Origin of the sequence: Cypionkella sp. (assembly GCF_036782355.1) — a bacterium.
Classification (GTDB): domain Bacteria; phylum Pseudomonadota; class Alphaproteobacteria; order Rhodobacterales; family Rhodobacteraceae; genus Cypionkella.
This window is the reverse complement of record NZ_DAIPZF010000006.1, coordinates 35,765-49,296: the sequence shown is the minus strand read 5'-3', so window position 1 is coordinate 49,296 and position 13,532 is coordinate 35,765. Positions and strand designations below refer to the sequence as shown.

Below are 13,532 nucleotides of genomic sequence, written 5' to 3'. Positions count from 1 at the left end.
CGCCGCCCGCGCGATTCGACGTTCAGCCGCAGCAAAGGCTCGGTGTTCGAAGCGCGCAGATTGAACCGCCATGTGCCAAACTCAAGGCTCAAGCCGTCCAGATCGTCGCGGCCCTGCGCTTGTGGCGCATAAATCGCCTCAATCGCGGCCACGGCTGCGGCGACATCTTGCACCCGAAAATTGATCTCGCCCGAAGACGGAAAGGCCGCGCGGCGCAGTTCCAAGAGTTCGGCCAAAGACCGCCCCGAACGCCCGATCAATTCCACCACCAAAAGCCAAGGGATCATCCCCGAATCGCAGCACATAAAGTCGCGAAAATAGTGATGCGCCGACATCTCGCCGCCATAAACCGCGCCGGTGTCGCGCATGGTTTGCTTTAAAAACGCATGGCCGGTGCGCGCGGCAATCGCCCGCCCGCCCGCCGTGGCGACGATGTCTTGGGTGTTCCAGACCACACGCGGGTCATGCACAATGCCCGCCCCCGGCTCTTTGGCCAGAAAAACCTCGGCCAAAAGCCCGACGATATATTCGCCCGCCACGAAATTGCCCGCCGCATCAAACAGAAAACAGCGGTCAAAATCGCCATCCCAAGCCACGCCCAGATCGGCCCCCACCGCGCGCACCAGCTCCGCCGTCGCGGGCTGGTTTTCAGGCAAAAGCGGGTTGGGAATGCCGTGAGGAAAGCTGCCGTCAGGGTCGTGATGCAGGCGCACAAACTCCAGCGGCGCACCGCGCGTGCCCAAGCCTTGCGCAATCGCATCAAAGGTCGGCCCAGCCGCACCATTTCCCGCATTGACCACAATCTTCAAAGGCCGCAAGGCTGCCACATCCACAAAGCCCAAAACCGCCTCAACAAACTGCGCCCGCACCGCTGAGGCATCGCGCAGCACCCCGCCCGGCTGATCCGGCGCAAAATCGCCGCTCTCGGCCAAGGCTTTGATCGCGGCCAAACCGCTGGCGCTGTCCAAAGGCGCCGATCCGCGCCGCACCATCTTCATGCCGTTGTAATCCATCGGATTATGCGATGCCGTGACCTCGATCCCGCCATCCGCCGCCAAGGCTGTGGTGGCAAAATACATCTCTTCGGTGCCACAAAGCCCCAGATCCAAAACCTCGACCCCCGCCTGCAACAAGCCCTCGGCGACGGCCTCAGCCAGCTCTTGTGACGAGGCCCTGCAATCGCGCCCCAAAACCACCCGCTTTGCGGCCAATCCTTCGGCAAAAGCCCGCCCGATGCGCCGCGCAATCTGCGGGGTCAACTCCGCGCCCAACTTGCCGCGAATGTCATAGGCCTTAAAACAGCTATAGCTTTGCATCAGTTCAATCCGTGCTCAAATTCGCTGTCACCTTAGCCAAGCGCGGGGCCAAATGCAAAAGCTTCGCACCCCTGCTTTTCAAACCGACCCCAGCCGCCTATAACAGCGCAACCTTGCAAGGAGCCCGCGATGCGCAGCGCCCAGATCACCCGCACGACCCATGAGACCGCAATCGCCGTCAGCCTCAACCTTGATGGCACGGGAATATCCACCTGCCAAACCGGCATCGGGTTTTTCGACCATATGCTCGACCAACTCGCGCGCCATGCACTGATCGACCTAACCGTTCAGGCCAAGGGCGATCTGCACATTGATGACCACCACACGGTAGAAGACACCGGCATCGCGCTCGGCCAAGCTCTGGCCAAAGCGCTGGGCGATAAAACCGGCATCCGCCGCTATGGCCACTTCCAGCTTGCGATGGATGACGCCCAAGTCGCCTGCGCGCTCGATCTGTCTGCCCGCCCCTATCTGATCTGCAACCTGCCCTTCCCTGCCGCCAAAATCGGCAGCTTTGACACCGAACTGGTGCGCGAGTTTTTCCAAGCCCTCGCCACCCACGGCGGCATCACCCTGCACATCGACCTGATCCACGGCTTCAACAACCACCACATAGCCGAAGCCGCCTTCAAAGCGCTGGCGCGTGCGCTGCGCCAAGCAGTCGAGCCTGATCCGCGGATGGCAGGACAACTCCCCTCAACCAAAGGCGCGCTTTAGCCTTTCATCTGTCTCTAAATATCCCCGCCGGAGGCCCCGCCGCCGGACACCCCCACGCAAGGCAACCCCATGCTCACCGTCCTGGTTGACTACGATTCCGGCAATCTGCATTCCGCAGAAAAAGCCTTCCAACGCATGGCGCAGGAAACCAACGCGGGTGAGGTGCTGGTCTCCTCAAAGCCCGAAGATGTCGCCCGCGCCGACCGCATCGTGCTGCCAGGCGATGGCGCCTTCCCCGCCTGCAGACGCGCCTTGGGCAGCTATGGCGGCCTGTTTGAGGCCATCGAAGAGGCCGTAACCCTCCGCGCCCGTCCCTTCCTTGGCATCTGCGTCGGCATGCAAATGATGGCAAGCTGGGGGCGCGAATACCAAGACACCGCCGGATTTGACTGGATCGCAGGCGAGGTGACCCATATCGCCCCGAAAGACCCCAGCCTGAAAGTGCCGCATATGGGCTGGAACGACCTGATCATCGACACCCCCCATCCGGTTCTGGCGGGGATCTCGAACGGCGATCACGCCTATTTTGTGCATTCCTATCAATTCCACGTAACCCAGGCCGCCGAGCGTCTGGCACATGTCGATTACGCAGGCGACATCACAGCAGTGATAGGCCGCGACACCATGGTTGGCATGCAGTTCCACCCGGAAAAATCGCAAGCCACAGGGCTACGCATGATCGGCAATTTTCTAACCTGGAAACCCTAAGACGCTGCGCCCCCGTCTGACGCCTTATCGCCTCAGGGTTTCGGGGGAACGCTCCGCGGGGGATATTTAGAGACAGATGAAACCAAAGCGCTTGATTTCATCTGTCTTCAAATATCCCCGCCGGAGGCTTCTAAGGCTGTGGCAGGGCGCGGGCGGCTTTTTCTGCGATGCCAGAGGTGCCTTCGCGCCGCGCAAGTTCGGCCTCGACATCGGCCAAAGTCAGATCGCGCGCGGCCAGCATCACCAAAAGGTGGTAAAGCACATCGGCGGCCTCTGCCGTCAGTTTGGCGCGGTCGCCCTTAACCGCCTCGATGATCGCCTCGATCGCCTCTTCGCCAAATTTCTCGGCGCATTTTTCGGGGCCTTTGGCGAGCAGCTTTGCCGTCCACGAGCCATCAGGATCGGCGGATTTACGGGCGGCTATGGTCTCGGAAAGTCGGGTCAGGGCGCTCATGTCAGCCTCATCGGGATGCCGGCGGCGGCCATATGGGCTTTGGCCTCGCCGATGGTGAATTCGCCAAAGTGAAAGATCGAGGCCGCCAGCACCGCAGAGGCGCCGCCTTTGGTGACGCCTTCGACCAGATGATCCAGCGTGCCGACCCCGCCCGAGGCGATCACCGGCACCGAAACCGCATCCGATATCGCGCGGGTCAGCGGCAGGTTGAAGCCCGCGCGGGTGCCGTCGCGGTCCATCGAGGTGAGCAAAATCTCGCCAGCCCCCTTGGCCACCATCAGGCGCGCGAAGTCGACCGCGTCGATGCCGGTGGCTTTGCGCCCGCCATGGGTGAAAATCTCCCATTTTCCGGGGCTTACAGTTTTGGCGTCAATCGCCACCACGATGCATTGCGAGCCAAAGCGGTCGGCGGCTGCGGCCACGACATCGGGGTCAGCCACGGCTGCCGAGTTGAAAGAGACCTTATCCGCCCCCGCCAGCAACAGCGCGCGCACATCTTCGTGGCTGCGCACGCCGCCGCCCACTGTCAGCGGCATAAAGCAGGCCTCGGCGGTGCGGGTGACCAGATCGAACATGGTGCCGCGGTTTTCATGGGTGGCGTGGATGTCCAGAAAGCACAGCTCGTCCGCGCCTGCGGCATCATAGGCGCGCGCGGCCTCGACCGGATCGCCGGCATCGCGCAGGCCGACAAAGTTCACGCCCTTGACCACGCGGCCATCGGCGACATCTAGGCAGGGGATCAGGCGGGTTTTCAGCATCGCTTGACCCTAGCCTTTGTGCGGCGCGGTGGCGAGGGTTTTGAGGGCGGCGGCCAGATCAATCGCGCCGTCGTAAAGCGCGCGCCCCGAAATCGCGCCCGCAATCACGCCGGTATCGCGCAGCGCGATCAGATCGGCCATCCGCGACACCCCCCCCGAGGCGATCACCGGGATGCGCACCGCGCGGCCCAGCGCCTCGGTGGCCTCGATATTGGGGCCCTGCATCGCGCCGTCGCGGTCGATGTCAGTATAGATCAGCGCGGCCACGCCGGCGTCTTCAAACGAAAGCGCCAGATCGGTGACCTTGACCGTGGTCTCGGTGGCCCAGCCTTTGGTGGCGACCATGCCTTTGCGCGCATCAATGCCCACGGCGACTTGGCCTGGAAAGGCGCGGGCTGCCTCGCGCACCAATGCGGGGTTTTCCACCGCCACCGTGCCCAAGATCACCCGCGTCAGCCCCTTTTCCAGCCACATCGCGATGGTCGCCATATCGCGGATGCCGCCGCCAAGCTGGGTTGGCACTTTCACCGCGGCCAAAATAGCCTCGACGGCCGCGCCATTCACCGGCGTGCCTGCAAAAGCGCCGTTCAGATCGACCAGATGCAGCCATGCGCAGCCCGCATCTTGAAACTTCAGCGCTTGGGCTGCGGGGTCATCGCCAAAGACTGTGGCCGCCGACATCTCGCCGCGCAGCAGCCGCACGCATTGGCCGTCTTTAAGATCAATTGCGGGGTAAAGGATCATGGCAGCCTCCGGTTTCGCTTGCACAGGCTCTTAAGCAGATGGGCCGTGATTGCCAAGGCTGATCGGACCCAACGTCAGGCTTGCAAGCTTTAGAATTCGCGGCACACTGAGTTGAAATCTTCAGGGAGGAAGAGAATGATACGGAAACTTGCGCTATCGGCGGGTTTTGCCCTTGTGGCCAGCACAGGCTTTGCCGGAAATCCGGTGGAAGGGGTTTGGAAAACATCCGTGGATGACAATGGCAATTATGGCCACATCGAGGTCACGCCCTGTGGCGAAGCCTTTTGCGGCATCTTGGTCAAGTCTTTTGACGGCAGCGGTAAAGCGATGGCAAGCGACAATATCGGCAAGCGAATCATTTGGGATATGAAGCCCGCCGCCGAGGGCAGCTATGACAGCGGCAAGATCTGGTCACCCGATCGCGACAAGACCTATGCCTCGAAAATGCAGCTGAACGGCGATTCTTTGGCGGTTCAGGGCTGCGTGATGTTCATCTGTCGCGATGGCGGCACTTGGACACGGGTGAAATAGCGCAGGTTTCGGGTCGTCTTTGCGCGCCGCGGGGCCCAGCCTTGCGGCGTGCAAGGGGGAGGAAACATGGATAAAACCGCAGGCGAGGCGATAGGTGATGCGGCTTGGGCGGCCCTTCGCGCCCGAGGGGCTTGGCCGGGAATTTACGGCGTGACCAGCACCGGGATTTTCTGCCGCTTTGGCTGCCCCTCCCGAATAGCCTTGCGCCCCAACATCAGGGTTTTCCCCGCCCCTGCCGCCGCCTTGGCCGCAGGGTTTCGCCCCTGCAAGCGCTGTGGCGGTGGGGTCTAGGCGCGCTTTGGCAGGCCCAAGCGCGGGATCTCGATCGCGGGGCAGCGGTTCATCACCACCGCCACACCGCGCGCGCGCGCCACTTCGGCTGCGGCCGCGTCTTCGACGCCCAGTTGCATCCAGACAGCCGTCAGATCGGGGCTGGCGGCCAAAGCCTCGGCCACCACCGCGCCCGCTTCTTCTGAGCGGCGGAAAATATCGACCATATCAAAGCCGCCCTCAATCTCTGCAAGCGAGGCGCGCACCGCTTCACCTGCGACGATTTCGCCGACTTGGCCGGGGTTCACCGGAATGACGCGGTAACCCTGTGCGGTAAGATAGGCGGCAACGCGGTGGCTGGGGCGGTCGGGCTTGGGCGACCAGCCGACAAGGGCGATGGTTTTTACACGGGTCAGAACATCGCGGATCAGGGCATCTTCGGTCATGACGGGGCCTTTCAAATAAAAAGACGCCCGCGCCAGAGGCACGGGCGTCAAGGTGTGGAACGAGGGACAATAAACAAGCGGTGCGGGGTTCCATTTCCGCAGCTCATGTCTTCAAGATGGGCGTTTTGACCAAAGATATAAGGGGCGCTCGCAGCTTTGTGATTACGCACAGGCTGCAAGCGGGTTTGGCCAAGGCCAGCGCGCCTAGGCTTTGTCATGACGCGTGGCGGCCGCATAAAGCCCCACCGCCGCGGCATTCGAGACGTTCAGGCTGCCAAAGGCCCCGGCAAAGGGAATGCGCGCGATAACATCGCAGGTCTCGCGGGTTTTTTCGCGCAGGCCCGGGCCTTCGGCGCCCAAAACCAAAGCGACCGGATGGGTGCCAACGCTGGCCATCGCAGCGCCCAATTCCACCGTGCCGTCGCCGTCCAACCCGATCATGCGGTAGCCCATGGCCTTCAGCTCTTCCATCGCCTCGGCCAGATTGGTGACCTTAAGATAAGGCTGCCGCTCAAGCGCACCGCTGGCGGTTTTCGCCAAAGCGCCGGTTTCAGGCGCGGAATGGTGACGCGGTGCGATCACGGCGCGCGCGCCAAACACCTCGGCCGAGCGCAAAACCGCGCCGACGTTATGCGGATCGGTGACCCGGTCCAGCAGCACCACCAAAGGCGCGCCCTCGCCCGAGATCGCGACATCAGCCAGCTTGCCCCAGTTCAGCGGCTTGACCTCCATCGCAGCACCTTGGTGGACCGAGCCTTCATCGATGGGCACATCAAAGCGGCGCGGATCGGCGATTTCGGGCTGAATGCCGGCGGCGGCGACCGCCTCTTCCAGCTTATCAAGTGCATTTTTGGTGACAACCAGCCGGATTTTTTCCCGCGCGGGGTTCATCAGCGCATCGCGCACCGCATGCAGGCCAAAGAGCCAAACTGTTTCACGCGCCTCGGCACGGCGCGCACGCTCTTTATCTACCACCCAAGACGGTTTCTTATCACCCGACATGTCTTTATCACCCTTATTCTCGCAAGCGCCGACAATGCGCAAAGCCAAGCTTGGGCGCAAGTGGGGCAGATGCGGAATTTCCATCGGCACCTCTTGACGCCCCCCAGCGCTTTCGGTAATCCCCCTCTCATGTTGGGCGACGCGCTGCAAGGTGCGGCAGTGGACTGTAACTCCGCCGAGGTGACTCACGCCTGGTTCGATTCCAGGGTCGCCCACCATATCCTTCTTTCCTTGTTGTGAAATCAATGCCCTGCGGGGCGGCTTGGTGTTTTGGCCAAGCGCGTCAGGCTTTGTCAAAATCGGCGCGATAACGGTTTGGCGCACGCCCGATCACACGCCGAAAGGCGCGCGAGAAATAGGACGGATCATCATAGCCCAGCCCATAGCCGATAGATGCGACCGAGGCGCGGGTATAGACCAACAGCCGACAGGCCTCACGCAGGGTCGCCTGCTCGATCAGCGCGGCGGCAGTCTGGCCGGTGGCCGCATGACAGATGCGCGACAAATGCCGCGGCGAGACCGAGAGCGCCCGAGCATAAGCCTCAACCCCCCAAGCCGCACGCAAGTGTTGCCTTAGAAGATCTTGAAACTGCGCAAAACGGGCATCTTGCGGGCGCGCGGCTGCGGGCTGGGCGGCATCCAATCCGCGCAGCGCAAGGCAGGCCACCTGCAAGGCCAGCGCGCGCAGCATTGTGGCACGCGCCGTTTGCGTGCTGGCATGTTCAGCGGCGATGCGCTGAAACAGCGCCGTCATCTCGGCGGTGACAGGCAAAACTCCGGCCTGCGCCAAGCCCGAGACTGGCGCGGAAGCCGAGAGCATTTCGGGCAGGGTTTGCACCGGCACCGTCAGCACCCAACCCTGTGTGCCCTTGGCAAAGCGAAAGCCATGCACCACCCCCGCCGGCAGGGTCAGCAAGAACGGCGGGGTCAGCTGGCGCGGCGCGCCATCAATCGACATTTGCACAGCACCAGTGGTGATCAGAAAGACTTGGTGCAAATGGGCATGACGATGCGGCGCGATCTGCCAATCCAGCTCTGCCGCCCGCGCGCGGATGGTTTCTATGTGCAAAACATCGGGAAAATCCCGGCTTTCGCCGTAAAGGCTCCAGATCGGAATCGGGGTGGTTTGCAATGTGGGGGCAGAGGCGCGCATGTCCGAAAAGTGCCAGAAGTTGCGCGCCCTGTCCATTCCCCCAAGCGGGGGGCGCCTTTACACCTTGGGCAAGAAAACCAAAGGCATTACGCGGCAAAGGAGGGGCAAGAATGAAAACCGATGTGGCCATCATTGGCGGCGGGCCTGCGGGGCTGTTGTTGTCGCAATTGCTGATGAAAGCGGGGATTTCCACCGTGGTTCTGGAACGGCAATCGCGCGATTATGTGTTGTCGCGGATCCGGGCAGGCGTGCTGGAATCAGGCACGGTGCAGCTGCTGCAAGAGGCGGGCGTTGGCGCGCGGATGCAGGCTGAAGGCATCCCCCACCACGGCTGTTTGCTGTCGTCAGACGATCAGATCATTCGGATAGATTTTGTCGAAAGCTGCGGCAAACAGGTGATGGTTTACGGCCAAACCGAGGTCACGCGCGATCTTTATACTGCCCAAGACGCCTTGGGCGCGCGGATCTTGCACGGCGTGGCAGATGTGGTCTTGCATGATGTGCAAAGCGATGCGCCCTTTGTCAGCTTTACCCATGAGGGGCAGCACCAGCGGCTCGAGTGCCAGTTCATTGCCGGCTGCGATGGCTTTCACGGCGTCAGCCGACCCAGCATTCCAGCCGAGGTGCGGCGCGAGTTTGAAAAGGTCTATCCCTTTGGCTGGCTTGGGATTTTGTCACAGACCCCGCCCGCGCATGAGGAGTTGATCTATGCCAACCACCAGCGCGGCTTTGCTTTGGCCTCGATGCGCAACCGCAATCTATCGCGCTATTACATTCAGGTGCCACTGACCGATAAGGTGGAAGATTGGTCGGATGCGGCGTTTTGGGACGAGCTTTGCGCCCGCCTGCCCGCCGAAGTTGCCAAGACCTTGGTGCGCGGTGCTTCGATTGAAAAAAGCATCGCGCCGCTGCGCAGTTTTGTCTGCGAGCCGATGCAATGGGGCCGCTTGTTTCTGTGCGGCGACGCCGCCCATATCGTGCCGCCCACTGGCGCAAAGGGGCTTAATCTGGCTGCATCGGATGTGTTTTACCTCTCGCGCGCGCTCAAAGCGCAGCTTTTGCAAGGCGATGGTGCGGCTTTGGCCCAATATGGCGCGGAAGCGCTGGCGCGGGTCTGGCAAGCCATGCGCTTTTCTTGGTCGATGACCACGATGCTGCATCAGTTCCCCGATCAAAGCGCCTTTGACCTACGCATTCAACGGGTTGGGCTTGAGACACTGGCCGCCTCGGCAGAGGCGCGCAAGCTTTTGGCCGAAAGCTACTGCGGCCTGCCCTATTAGCGCCGGACCGACTTCATACCGCTTTGGTTATGCATTTGGGCAAGTTTTGCATTATCGTTGCGAAACAGCAGAGATTAGAACAGGCTCAGAGGGGTGGGTCTGTCTGCGCCATACGGGGAGTTTGGTGGCGACGTTTGAAAAAGGCTCGACCTTAGAAAGCAGAATAATATCAGGGAGGATTTTATGATGTCACTATCCACGACGTTTGCCCGCTTGCTGGGGGCTTCGGTGCTGGCCAGCGGTTTGGGGCTTGGGGCGGCCTTGGCGCAAGAGGTTACCTTGAAACTGCACCAGATGCTGCCCGCGCAGGCGCCTGTGCCCGCGCTGGTGCTTCAGCCATGGATGGATAAGATAAGTGCCGAGTCGGGCGGGCGCATTGCCTTTGAACATTTCCCCGCCATGCAGCTGGGCGGCAAGCCACCAGAATTGGTCGATCAGGTCAAAGATGGCGTGGCAGATATCATCTGGACCCTACCCGGCTATACGCCTGGTCGCTTCCCGCGCACCGAGGTGATCGAGCTGCCATTTTTGGTGAATGACGCCGAATCTGCTTCGCGCGCGCTTTACCAGCTGGGCGAAAAATATATGTTCGACACCGAATATGCCGATTACAAGGTTTTGGCCTTGTTCACCCATGGCCCCGGCCTGTTCCATTCCGCCAAACCCATCACCACCCCCGCCGATCTGGCAGGCGTCAAGCTGCGCGCGCCAACGCGGGTGACAAATATGATGGTCACAGCCCTGGGTGCCACGGCGGTGGGCATGCCCGTGCCGGCCGTGCCCGAAGCGCTGTCCAAAGGTGTGATCGATGCGACCATGCTGCCATGGGAAGTCACGGGCGGCCTGAAAGTGGCCGAATTGGTCAAAAACCACACCGAATTCACCGGCAAGGCGATGTATGTCGGCGCGTTTTTGATTGCGATGAACAAAGAGAAATACAACGCTCTGCCCGACGACCTTAAGGCGGTGATTGATGCCAACTCGGGGCTGGAATTCTCGGCGCTTGCGGGGAAACTCAGCCAAGAGGCCGATGCCAAGGCCCGCCAGATTGCCATCGATCTTGGCAATAACATCATCCAGTTGGACGCCGCGCAATCGGCGGTTTGGGAAGAGGCCGCAAAGCCCACCTATGAAGCTTGGATCGCCGAAACTGCCGCCGCGGGTTTTGACGGTCAGGCGATTTTGAACGACGCCCAAACGCTGCTGGCGCAGTAGTCCGGCTTGTTTGCACCGCACCCGGGCTCAGGCCTTGGGTGCGGTGTCTTTTTTGGTGCGATCTGGAAGCTGCGCGGGGGGGGGATCATGCGAAATCTGGCTTATGCTTTGGCCAATGCAACGGCCTTGATCGGCGGGGTGACCCTTGTCGCGATTATTGTGATGACGGTGGTCAGTGTGCTGGGCCGCGCCTTTGTCTTTGCCGGTCTTGGCCCTATCCCGGGCGATTACGAGATCACCGAGATGACCATCGCCTTTTGCATCTTTTGCTTTTTACCGCTGTGCCAGCTGGTTTCAGGCCATGCGACGGTGGATGTCTTTACCTCGGGCATGGGAGAGCGGGCCAATTTGATCGTCTTGGCGCTGTGGGAGCTGGCACTGACCGCAACGGTGATCTTTATCGCCTGGCGGCTTTATCACGGTTTTCTAGGCAAGCTGGGCAATCATGAAATCTCGATGCTGCTGGCGATTCCTATATGGTGGCCTTACCTGGCCGCGCTGGTTCCAGCTGGTGTCGGGGTGATTGTGGGGCTTTGGTCGGCCTATGACCGCGTGCTGGCCGCCTGGACTGGCAAAGCAACGCGCGCGATTGCGGGGGCGAACCATTGAGCAATCTTGAACTCGGGCTTTTGGCCTTTCCTTGTCTGCTGGCGATGATCTTCTTGCGCGCGCCGATTGGACTGGCGATGCTGCTGGTCGGCGTGGCGGGGATGTGGGCTGTCACCGGCAGCCCCAATATCATTCTGTCCAAGTTCAAAACCGAGACCTTCAGCACCTTTGCCAGCCATTCGCTTTCGATCGTGCCGATTTTCTTGTTGATGGGGCATTTGGCGGGGCTGGGCGGGATGAGCCAGGCCTTGTTCAAAGCCGCCGAGGCTTGGCTAGGTCACCGCAAGGGCGGCACGGCGATGGCTGCGGTGGGCGCCTGCGCGGGCTTTGGCTCGATCTGCGGTTCCTCGGTGGCGACAGCGGCCACAATGGCGCAGGTCGCCCTGCCCGAGCTGCGCCGCGCCGGCTATTCCGGCGGGCTTTCGGTTGCCACCCTTGCAGCAGGCGGCACTTTGGGCATTTTGATCCCGCCCTCGGTGGTGCTGGTGATCTATGCAACCCTGACCGAAACCAATATCGCCAAGCTGTTCCTTGCCGCCTTTGTGCCCGGCATTCTGGCCGCTTTGGGCTATATGCTGGTTATTGCGCTTTATGTGCGCATCCATCCCGACTCTGCCGGCAGCCTGCCACGGCTGCCATACCGCGCGCGCTTTGCCGCGCTGCGCAAGGTCTGGCCAGTGGCGCTGATTTTTGTGGCGGTGGTGGGCGGCATCTATACCGGCATTTTCAACCCGACTGAGGGCGCCTCGGTAGGGGCCTTGGGCACGGGTCTGATTGCTTGGACTGCGGGCGGGCTAGATTGGCCGCGCCTCAAAGCCGCCTTGCTGGCCACCGCTTCGGGAACGGCGATGATCTTTCTGATCGTTCTGGGCGCGGGATTTTTCAACGCCTTTCTGGCGCTGACCCAGATGCCGCAGATTGTCTCGCAGTGGATCGTGGGCCAAGGCTTTGGCCCCTGGTTTGTGCTGGTCTGCATCCTGCTGATCTATCTGCTGCTGGGCTGTATCATGGACAGCCTGTCGATGATCTTATTGACGATTCCGATTTTCTTTCCCGTCATGCTGGCACTGGATTTCGGGATGAGCCCTGATCTGATGGCGATCTGGTTCGGGATTTTGGTGCTGATTGTGGTGGAGGTGGGCATGATTACCCCGCCTGTGGGGATGAATCTGTTTGTGATCCATGCCATCGACCGCAGCACGCCGATGCGCGACACCTATCGCGCGGTGATGTATTTTGTTCTCACCGACTTGGCACGCGTGGTTTTGTTGGTGGCTTTCCCCGCGATCACGCTGTTTTTGGTGCGCTGACTAGGGAGCAGCTGCCGCCTCTTGCAGGCAGAGGCGCTGAAGCTGTTCGGTCGCGGGGTTGCTGGCTTGGGCTTGCAGCCGCGTGACCCCGACAGCCCCCGACAAAAACCGCACTCCGGTGGGGATTTCGATCAATGCTTGACGGTCCAACTCATCGGCCACCACCCCGCGTGAGATGAACCAAAGGCTGTCAGAGGCCGCCAGAATCCCCCGCCCCACCGCCAAAGCCACCGTCTCGACCGAGGCCCGCAAACCAGTCAGCCCCAAAACCGACAGATAATCATTTACCGCGCGGCGGATCACAGCCCCTTCAGGCGGCAAGATGACCGGACAAGATTGCAGCAGCTGCGCCAAAGGCGCCTCGGCCAAAGGATGGCCCTTGCGCGCAACCAGAACGATGTCTTCTTCATACAAATGAGCAAAGGTCAGCCCCGCCATTTCTCCTGGATCAGGCATGCGGCCCAGCATCATATCCAAGGCGCCCGCCCGCAATTGGCCCAGCAAATAGCCATGCGGACCGGTCTCGATCTTCAGCGTCAGGCGCGGGTGCAGCGCGGTGAACTGCAAGGCCACACGCGGAAACAGCCGCGCGGCCACGGTGGGCAAAATCCCAACCCGAAGGCTTCCGCCATTGGCATCGGGCAGCAAGGCAATCGCCCCTGCCTCAAGCGATTGCAACGCCAGACTGGCATGATGGCGAAACAGCGCACCCTGTTCGCTTAGAACCAGCCGCCGTTTTTCGCGCAAGAACAGCTTGGCTCCCAGCAAATCCTCTAACTCGGCCAGACTGCGCGACAGCGCCGGTTGCGTCACCCCCTGCACCGCCGCGACCGAAGACAGATTGCCCGATGCCGCAATATCTAGAAAAGCGCGGATGTGACGCAGTTTGATTGCAGGGTGCATAATCATCGCGGTATCTACAGCCCCCTGTTTTGCAGCAGCAACTCTGCCTGCGTTCAAGCTATCGAAAGGCGCAAAGAAGATACAAGCGCTATCGCCGCCCCGTGCCACTTTCAGGC

16 protein-coding genes and 1 tRNA gene are annotated in these 13,532 nt (G+C 61.3%); 9 read left to right on the top strand and 8 right to left on the bottom strand.

Going from position 1 to position 13,532, the window contains the following annotated elements:
* Window positions 1-1,316: phosphomannomutase (locus V7Q10_RS03700; RefSeq protein WP_333867694.1), on the bottom strand; the 1,316-nt coding region annotated here is incomplete at its 3' end.
* Window positions 1,317-1,445: 129 nt separating this feature from the next.
* Here V7Q10_RS03700 and hisB point away from each other — a divergent pair.
* The gene (gene hisB, locus V7Q10_RS03695; protein WP_333867693.1) at window positions 1,446-2,033 is read left to right on the top strand and encodes an imidazoleglycerol-phosphate dehydratase HisB; all 588 of its coding nucleotides are present in this window, start codon (window positions 1,446-1,448) and stop codon (window positions 2,031-2,033) included.
* A gap of 69 nt (window positions 2,034-2,102) precedes the next feature.
* Entirely contained in the window at window positions 2,103-2,741 is a 639-nt protein-coding gene (hisH, locus tag V7Q10_RS03690) for an imidazole glycerol phosphate synthase subunit HisH (RefSeq protein ID WP_333867692.1), read from the top strand.
* Window positions 2,742-2,871: 130 nt separating this feature from the next.
* Here the strand turns inward: hisH and V7Q10_RS03685 are convergent, their stop codons facing one another.
* From V7Q10_RS03685 to hisA, 3 genes are read right to left on the bottom strand one after another with little or no spacing between them, the layout of a single operon-like run.
* Entirely contained in the window at window positions 2,872-3,195 is a 324-nt protein-coding gene (locus V7Q10_RS03685) for a phosphoribosyl-ATP diphosphatase (RefSeq protein WP_333867691.1), read from the bottom strand.
* On the bottom strand, window positions 3,192-3,953 hold the full coding sequence (hisF, locus tag V7Q10_RS03680) for an imidazole glycerol phosphate synthase subunit HisF (RefSeq protein ID WP_333867690.1): 762 nt from the start codon (window positions 3,951-3,953) through the stop codon (window positions 3,192-3,194). The genes V7Q10_RS03685 and hisF overlap by 4 nt, the downstream gene beginning before the upstream one ends.
* 9 nt (window positions 3,954-3,962) lie before the next feature.
* A complete protein-coding gene (hisA, locus tag V7Q10_RS03675) occupies window positions 3,963-4,697 on the bottom strand; it encodes a 1-(5-phosphoribosyl)-5-[(5-phosphoribosylamino)methylideneamino]imidazole-4-carboxamide isomerase (protein ID WP_333867689.1) in 735 nt (244 codons plus the stop codon).
* A 135-nt stretch (window positions 4,698-4,832) separates the two neighbouring features.
* Between hisA and V7Q10_RS03670 the strand changes: the two genes are divergently transcribed.
* Both V7Q10_RS03670 and V7Q10_RS03665 read left to right on the top strand, forming a co-directional pair.
* Window positions 4,833-5,228, top strand: a complete 396-nt coding sequence (locus V7Q10_RS03670; protein ID WP_333867688.1) for a DUF2147 domain-containing protein — start codon at window positions 4,833-4,835, stop codon at window positions 5,226-5,228.
* A 66-nt stretch (window positions 5,229-5,294) separates the two neighbouring features.
* Window positions 5,295-5,519: an Ada metal-binding domain-containing protein gene (locus V7Q10_RS03665; RefSeq protein WP_333867687.1), complete on the top strand. Its 225-nt coding sequence runs from the start codon at window positions 5,295-5,297 to the stop codon at window positions 5,517-5,519.
* Here V7Q10_RS03665 and V7Q10_RS03660 read toward each other — a convergent pair.
* Together V7Q10_RS03660 and rlmB are read right to left on the bottom strand one after the other, a co-directional pair.
* The gene (locus V7Q10_RS03660; protein WP_333867686.1) at window positions 5,516-5,944 is read right to left on the bottom strand and encodes a CoA-binding protein; all 429 of its coding nucleotides are present in this window, start codon (window positions 5,942-5,944) and stop codon (window positions 5,516-5,518) included. The two genes, V7Q10_RS03665 and V7Q10_RS03660, sit on opposite strands and share 4 nt — an antisense overlap.
* Before the next feature lie 204 nt (window positions 5,945-6,148).
* On the bottom strand, window positions 6,149-6,946 hold the full coding sequence (gene rlmB / locus V7Q10_RS03655; RefSeq protein ID WP_333867751.1) for a 23S rRNA (guanosine(2251)-2'-O)-methyltransferase RlmB: 798 nt from the start codon (window positions 6,944-6,946) through the stop codon (window positions 6,149-6,151).
* 134 nt (window positions 6,947-7,080) lie between these two features.
* Between rlmB and V7Q10_RS03650 the strand changes: the two genes are divergently transcribed.
* Window positions 7,081-7,164 (top strand) — tRNA-Tyr (locus V7Q10_RS03650).
* A gap of 65 nt (window positions 7,165-7,229) precedes the next feature.
* On the opposite strand, the gene V7Q10_RS03645 is transcribed toward V7Q10_RS03650, so the two are convergent.
* On the bottom strand, window positions 7,230-8,135 hold the full coding sequence (locus tag V7Q10_RS03645; RefSeq protein ID WP_333867685.1) for a helix-turn-helix domain-containing protein: 906 nt from the start codon (window positions 8,133-8,135) through the stop codon (window positions 7,230-7,232).
* Between the two features lie 74 nt (window positions 8,136-8,209).
* Between V7Q10_RS03645 and pobA the strand changes: the two genes are divergently transcribed.
* From pobA to V7Q10_RS03625, 4 genes are all read left to right on the top strand, one after another.
* Window positions 8,210-9,379, top strand: a complete 1,170-nt coding sequence (gene pobA / locus V7Q10_RS03640; protein ID WP_333867684.1) for a 4-hydroxybenzoate 3-monooxygenase — start codon at window positions 8,210-8,212, stop codon at window positions 9,377-9,379.
* 186 nt (window positions 9,380-9,565) lie between these two features.
* Window positions 9,566-10,594, top strand: coding sequence for a TRAP transporter substrate-binding protein (locus V7Q10_RS03635; protein WP_333867750.1), 1,029 nt, complete (start codon window positions 9,566-9,568; stop codon window positions 10,592-10,594).
* A gap of 87 nt (window positions 10,595-10,681) precedes the next feature.
* Window positions 10,682-11,203: a TRAP transporter small permease gene (locus V7Q10_RS03630; protein WP_333867683.1), complete on the top strand. Its 522-nt coding sequence runs from the start codon at window positions 10,682-10,684 to the stop codon at window positions 11,201-11,203.
* Window positions 11,200-12,513, top strand: a complete 1,314-nt coding sequence (locus V7Q10_RS03625) for a TRAP transporter large permease (RefSeq protein WP_333867682.1) — start codon at window positions 11,200-11,202, stop codon at window positions 12,511-12,513. The genes V7Q10_RS03630 and V7Q10_RS03625 overlap by 4 nt, the downstream gene beginning before the upstream one ends.
* On the opposite strand, the gene V7Q10_RS03620 is transcribed toward V7Q10_RS03625, so the two are convergent.
* Window positions 12,514-13,422, bottom strand: a complete 909-nt coding sequence (locus V7Q10_RS03620; protein ID WP_333867681.1) for a LysR substrate-binding domain-containing protein — start codon at window positions 13,420-13,422, stop codon at window positions 12,514-12,516. It abuts the gene before it with no gap.
* Window positions 13,423-13,532 lie beyond the last annotated feature (110 nt).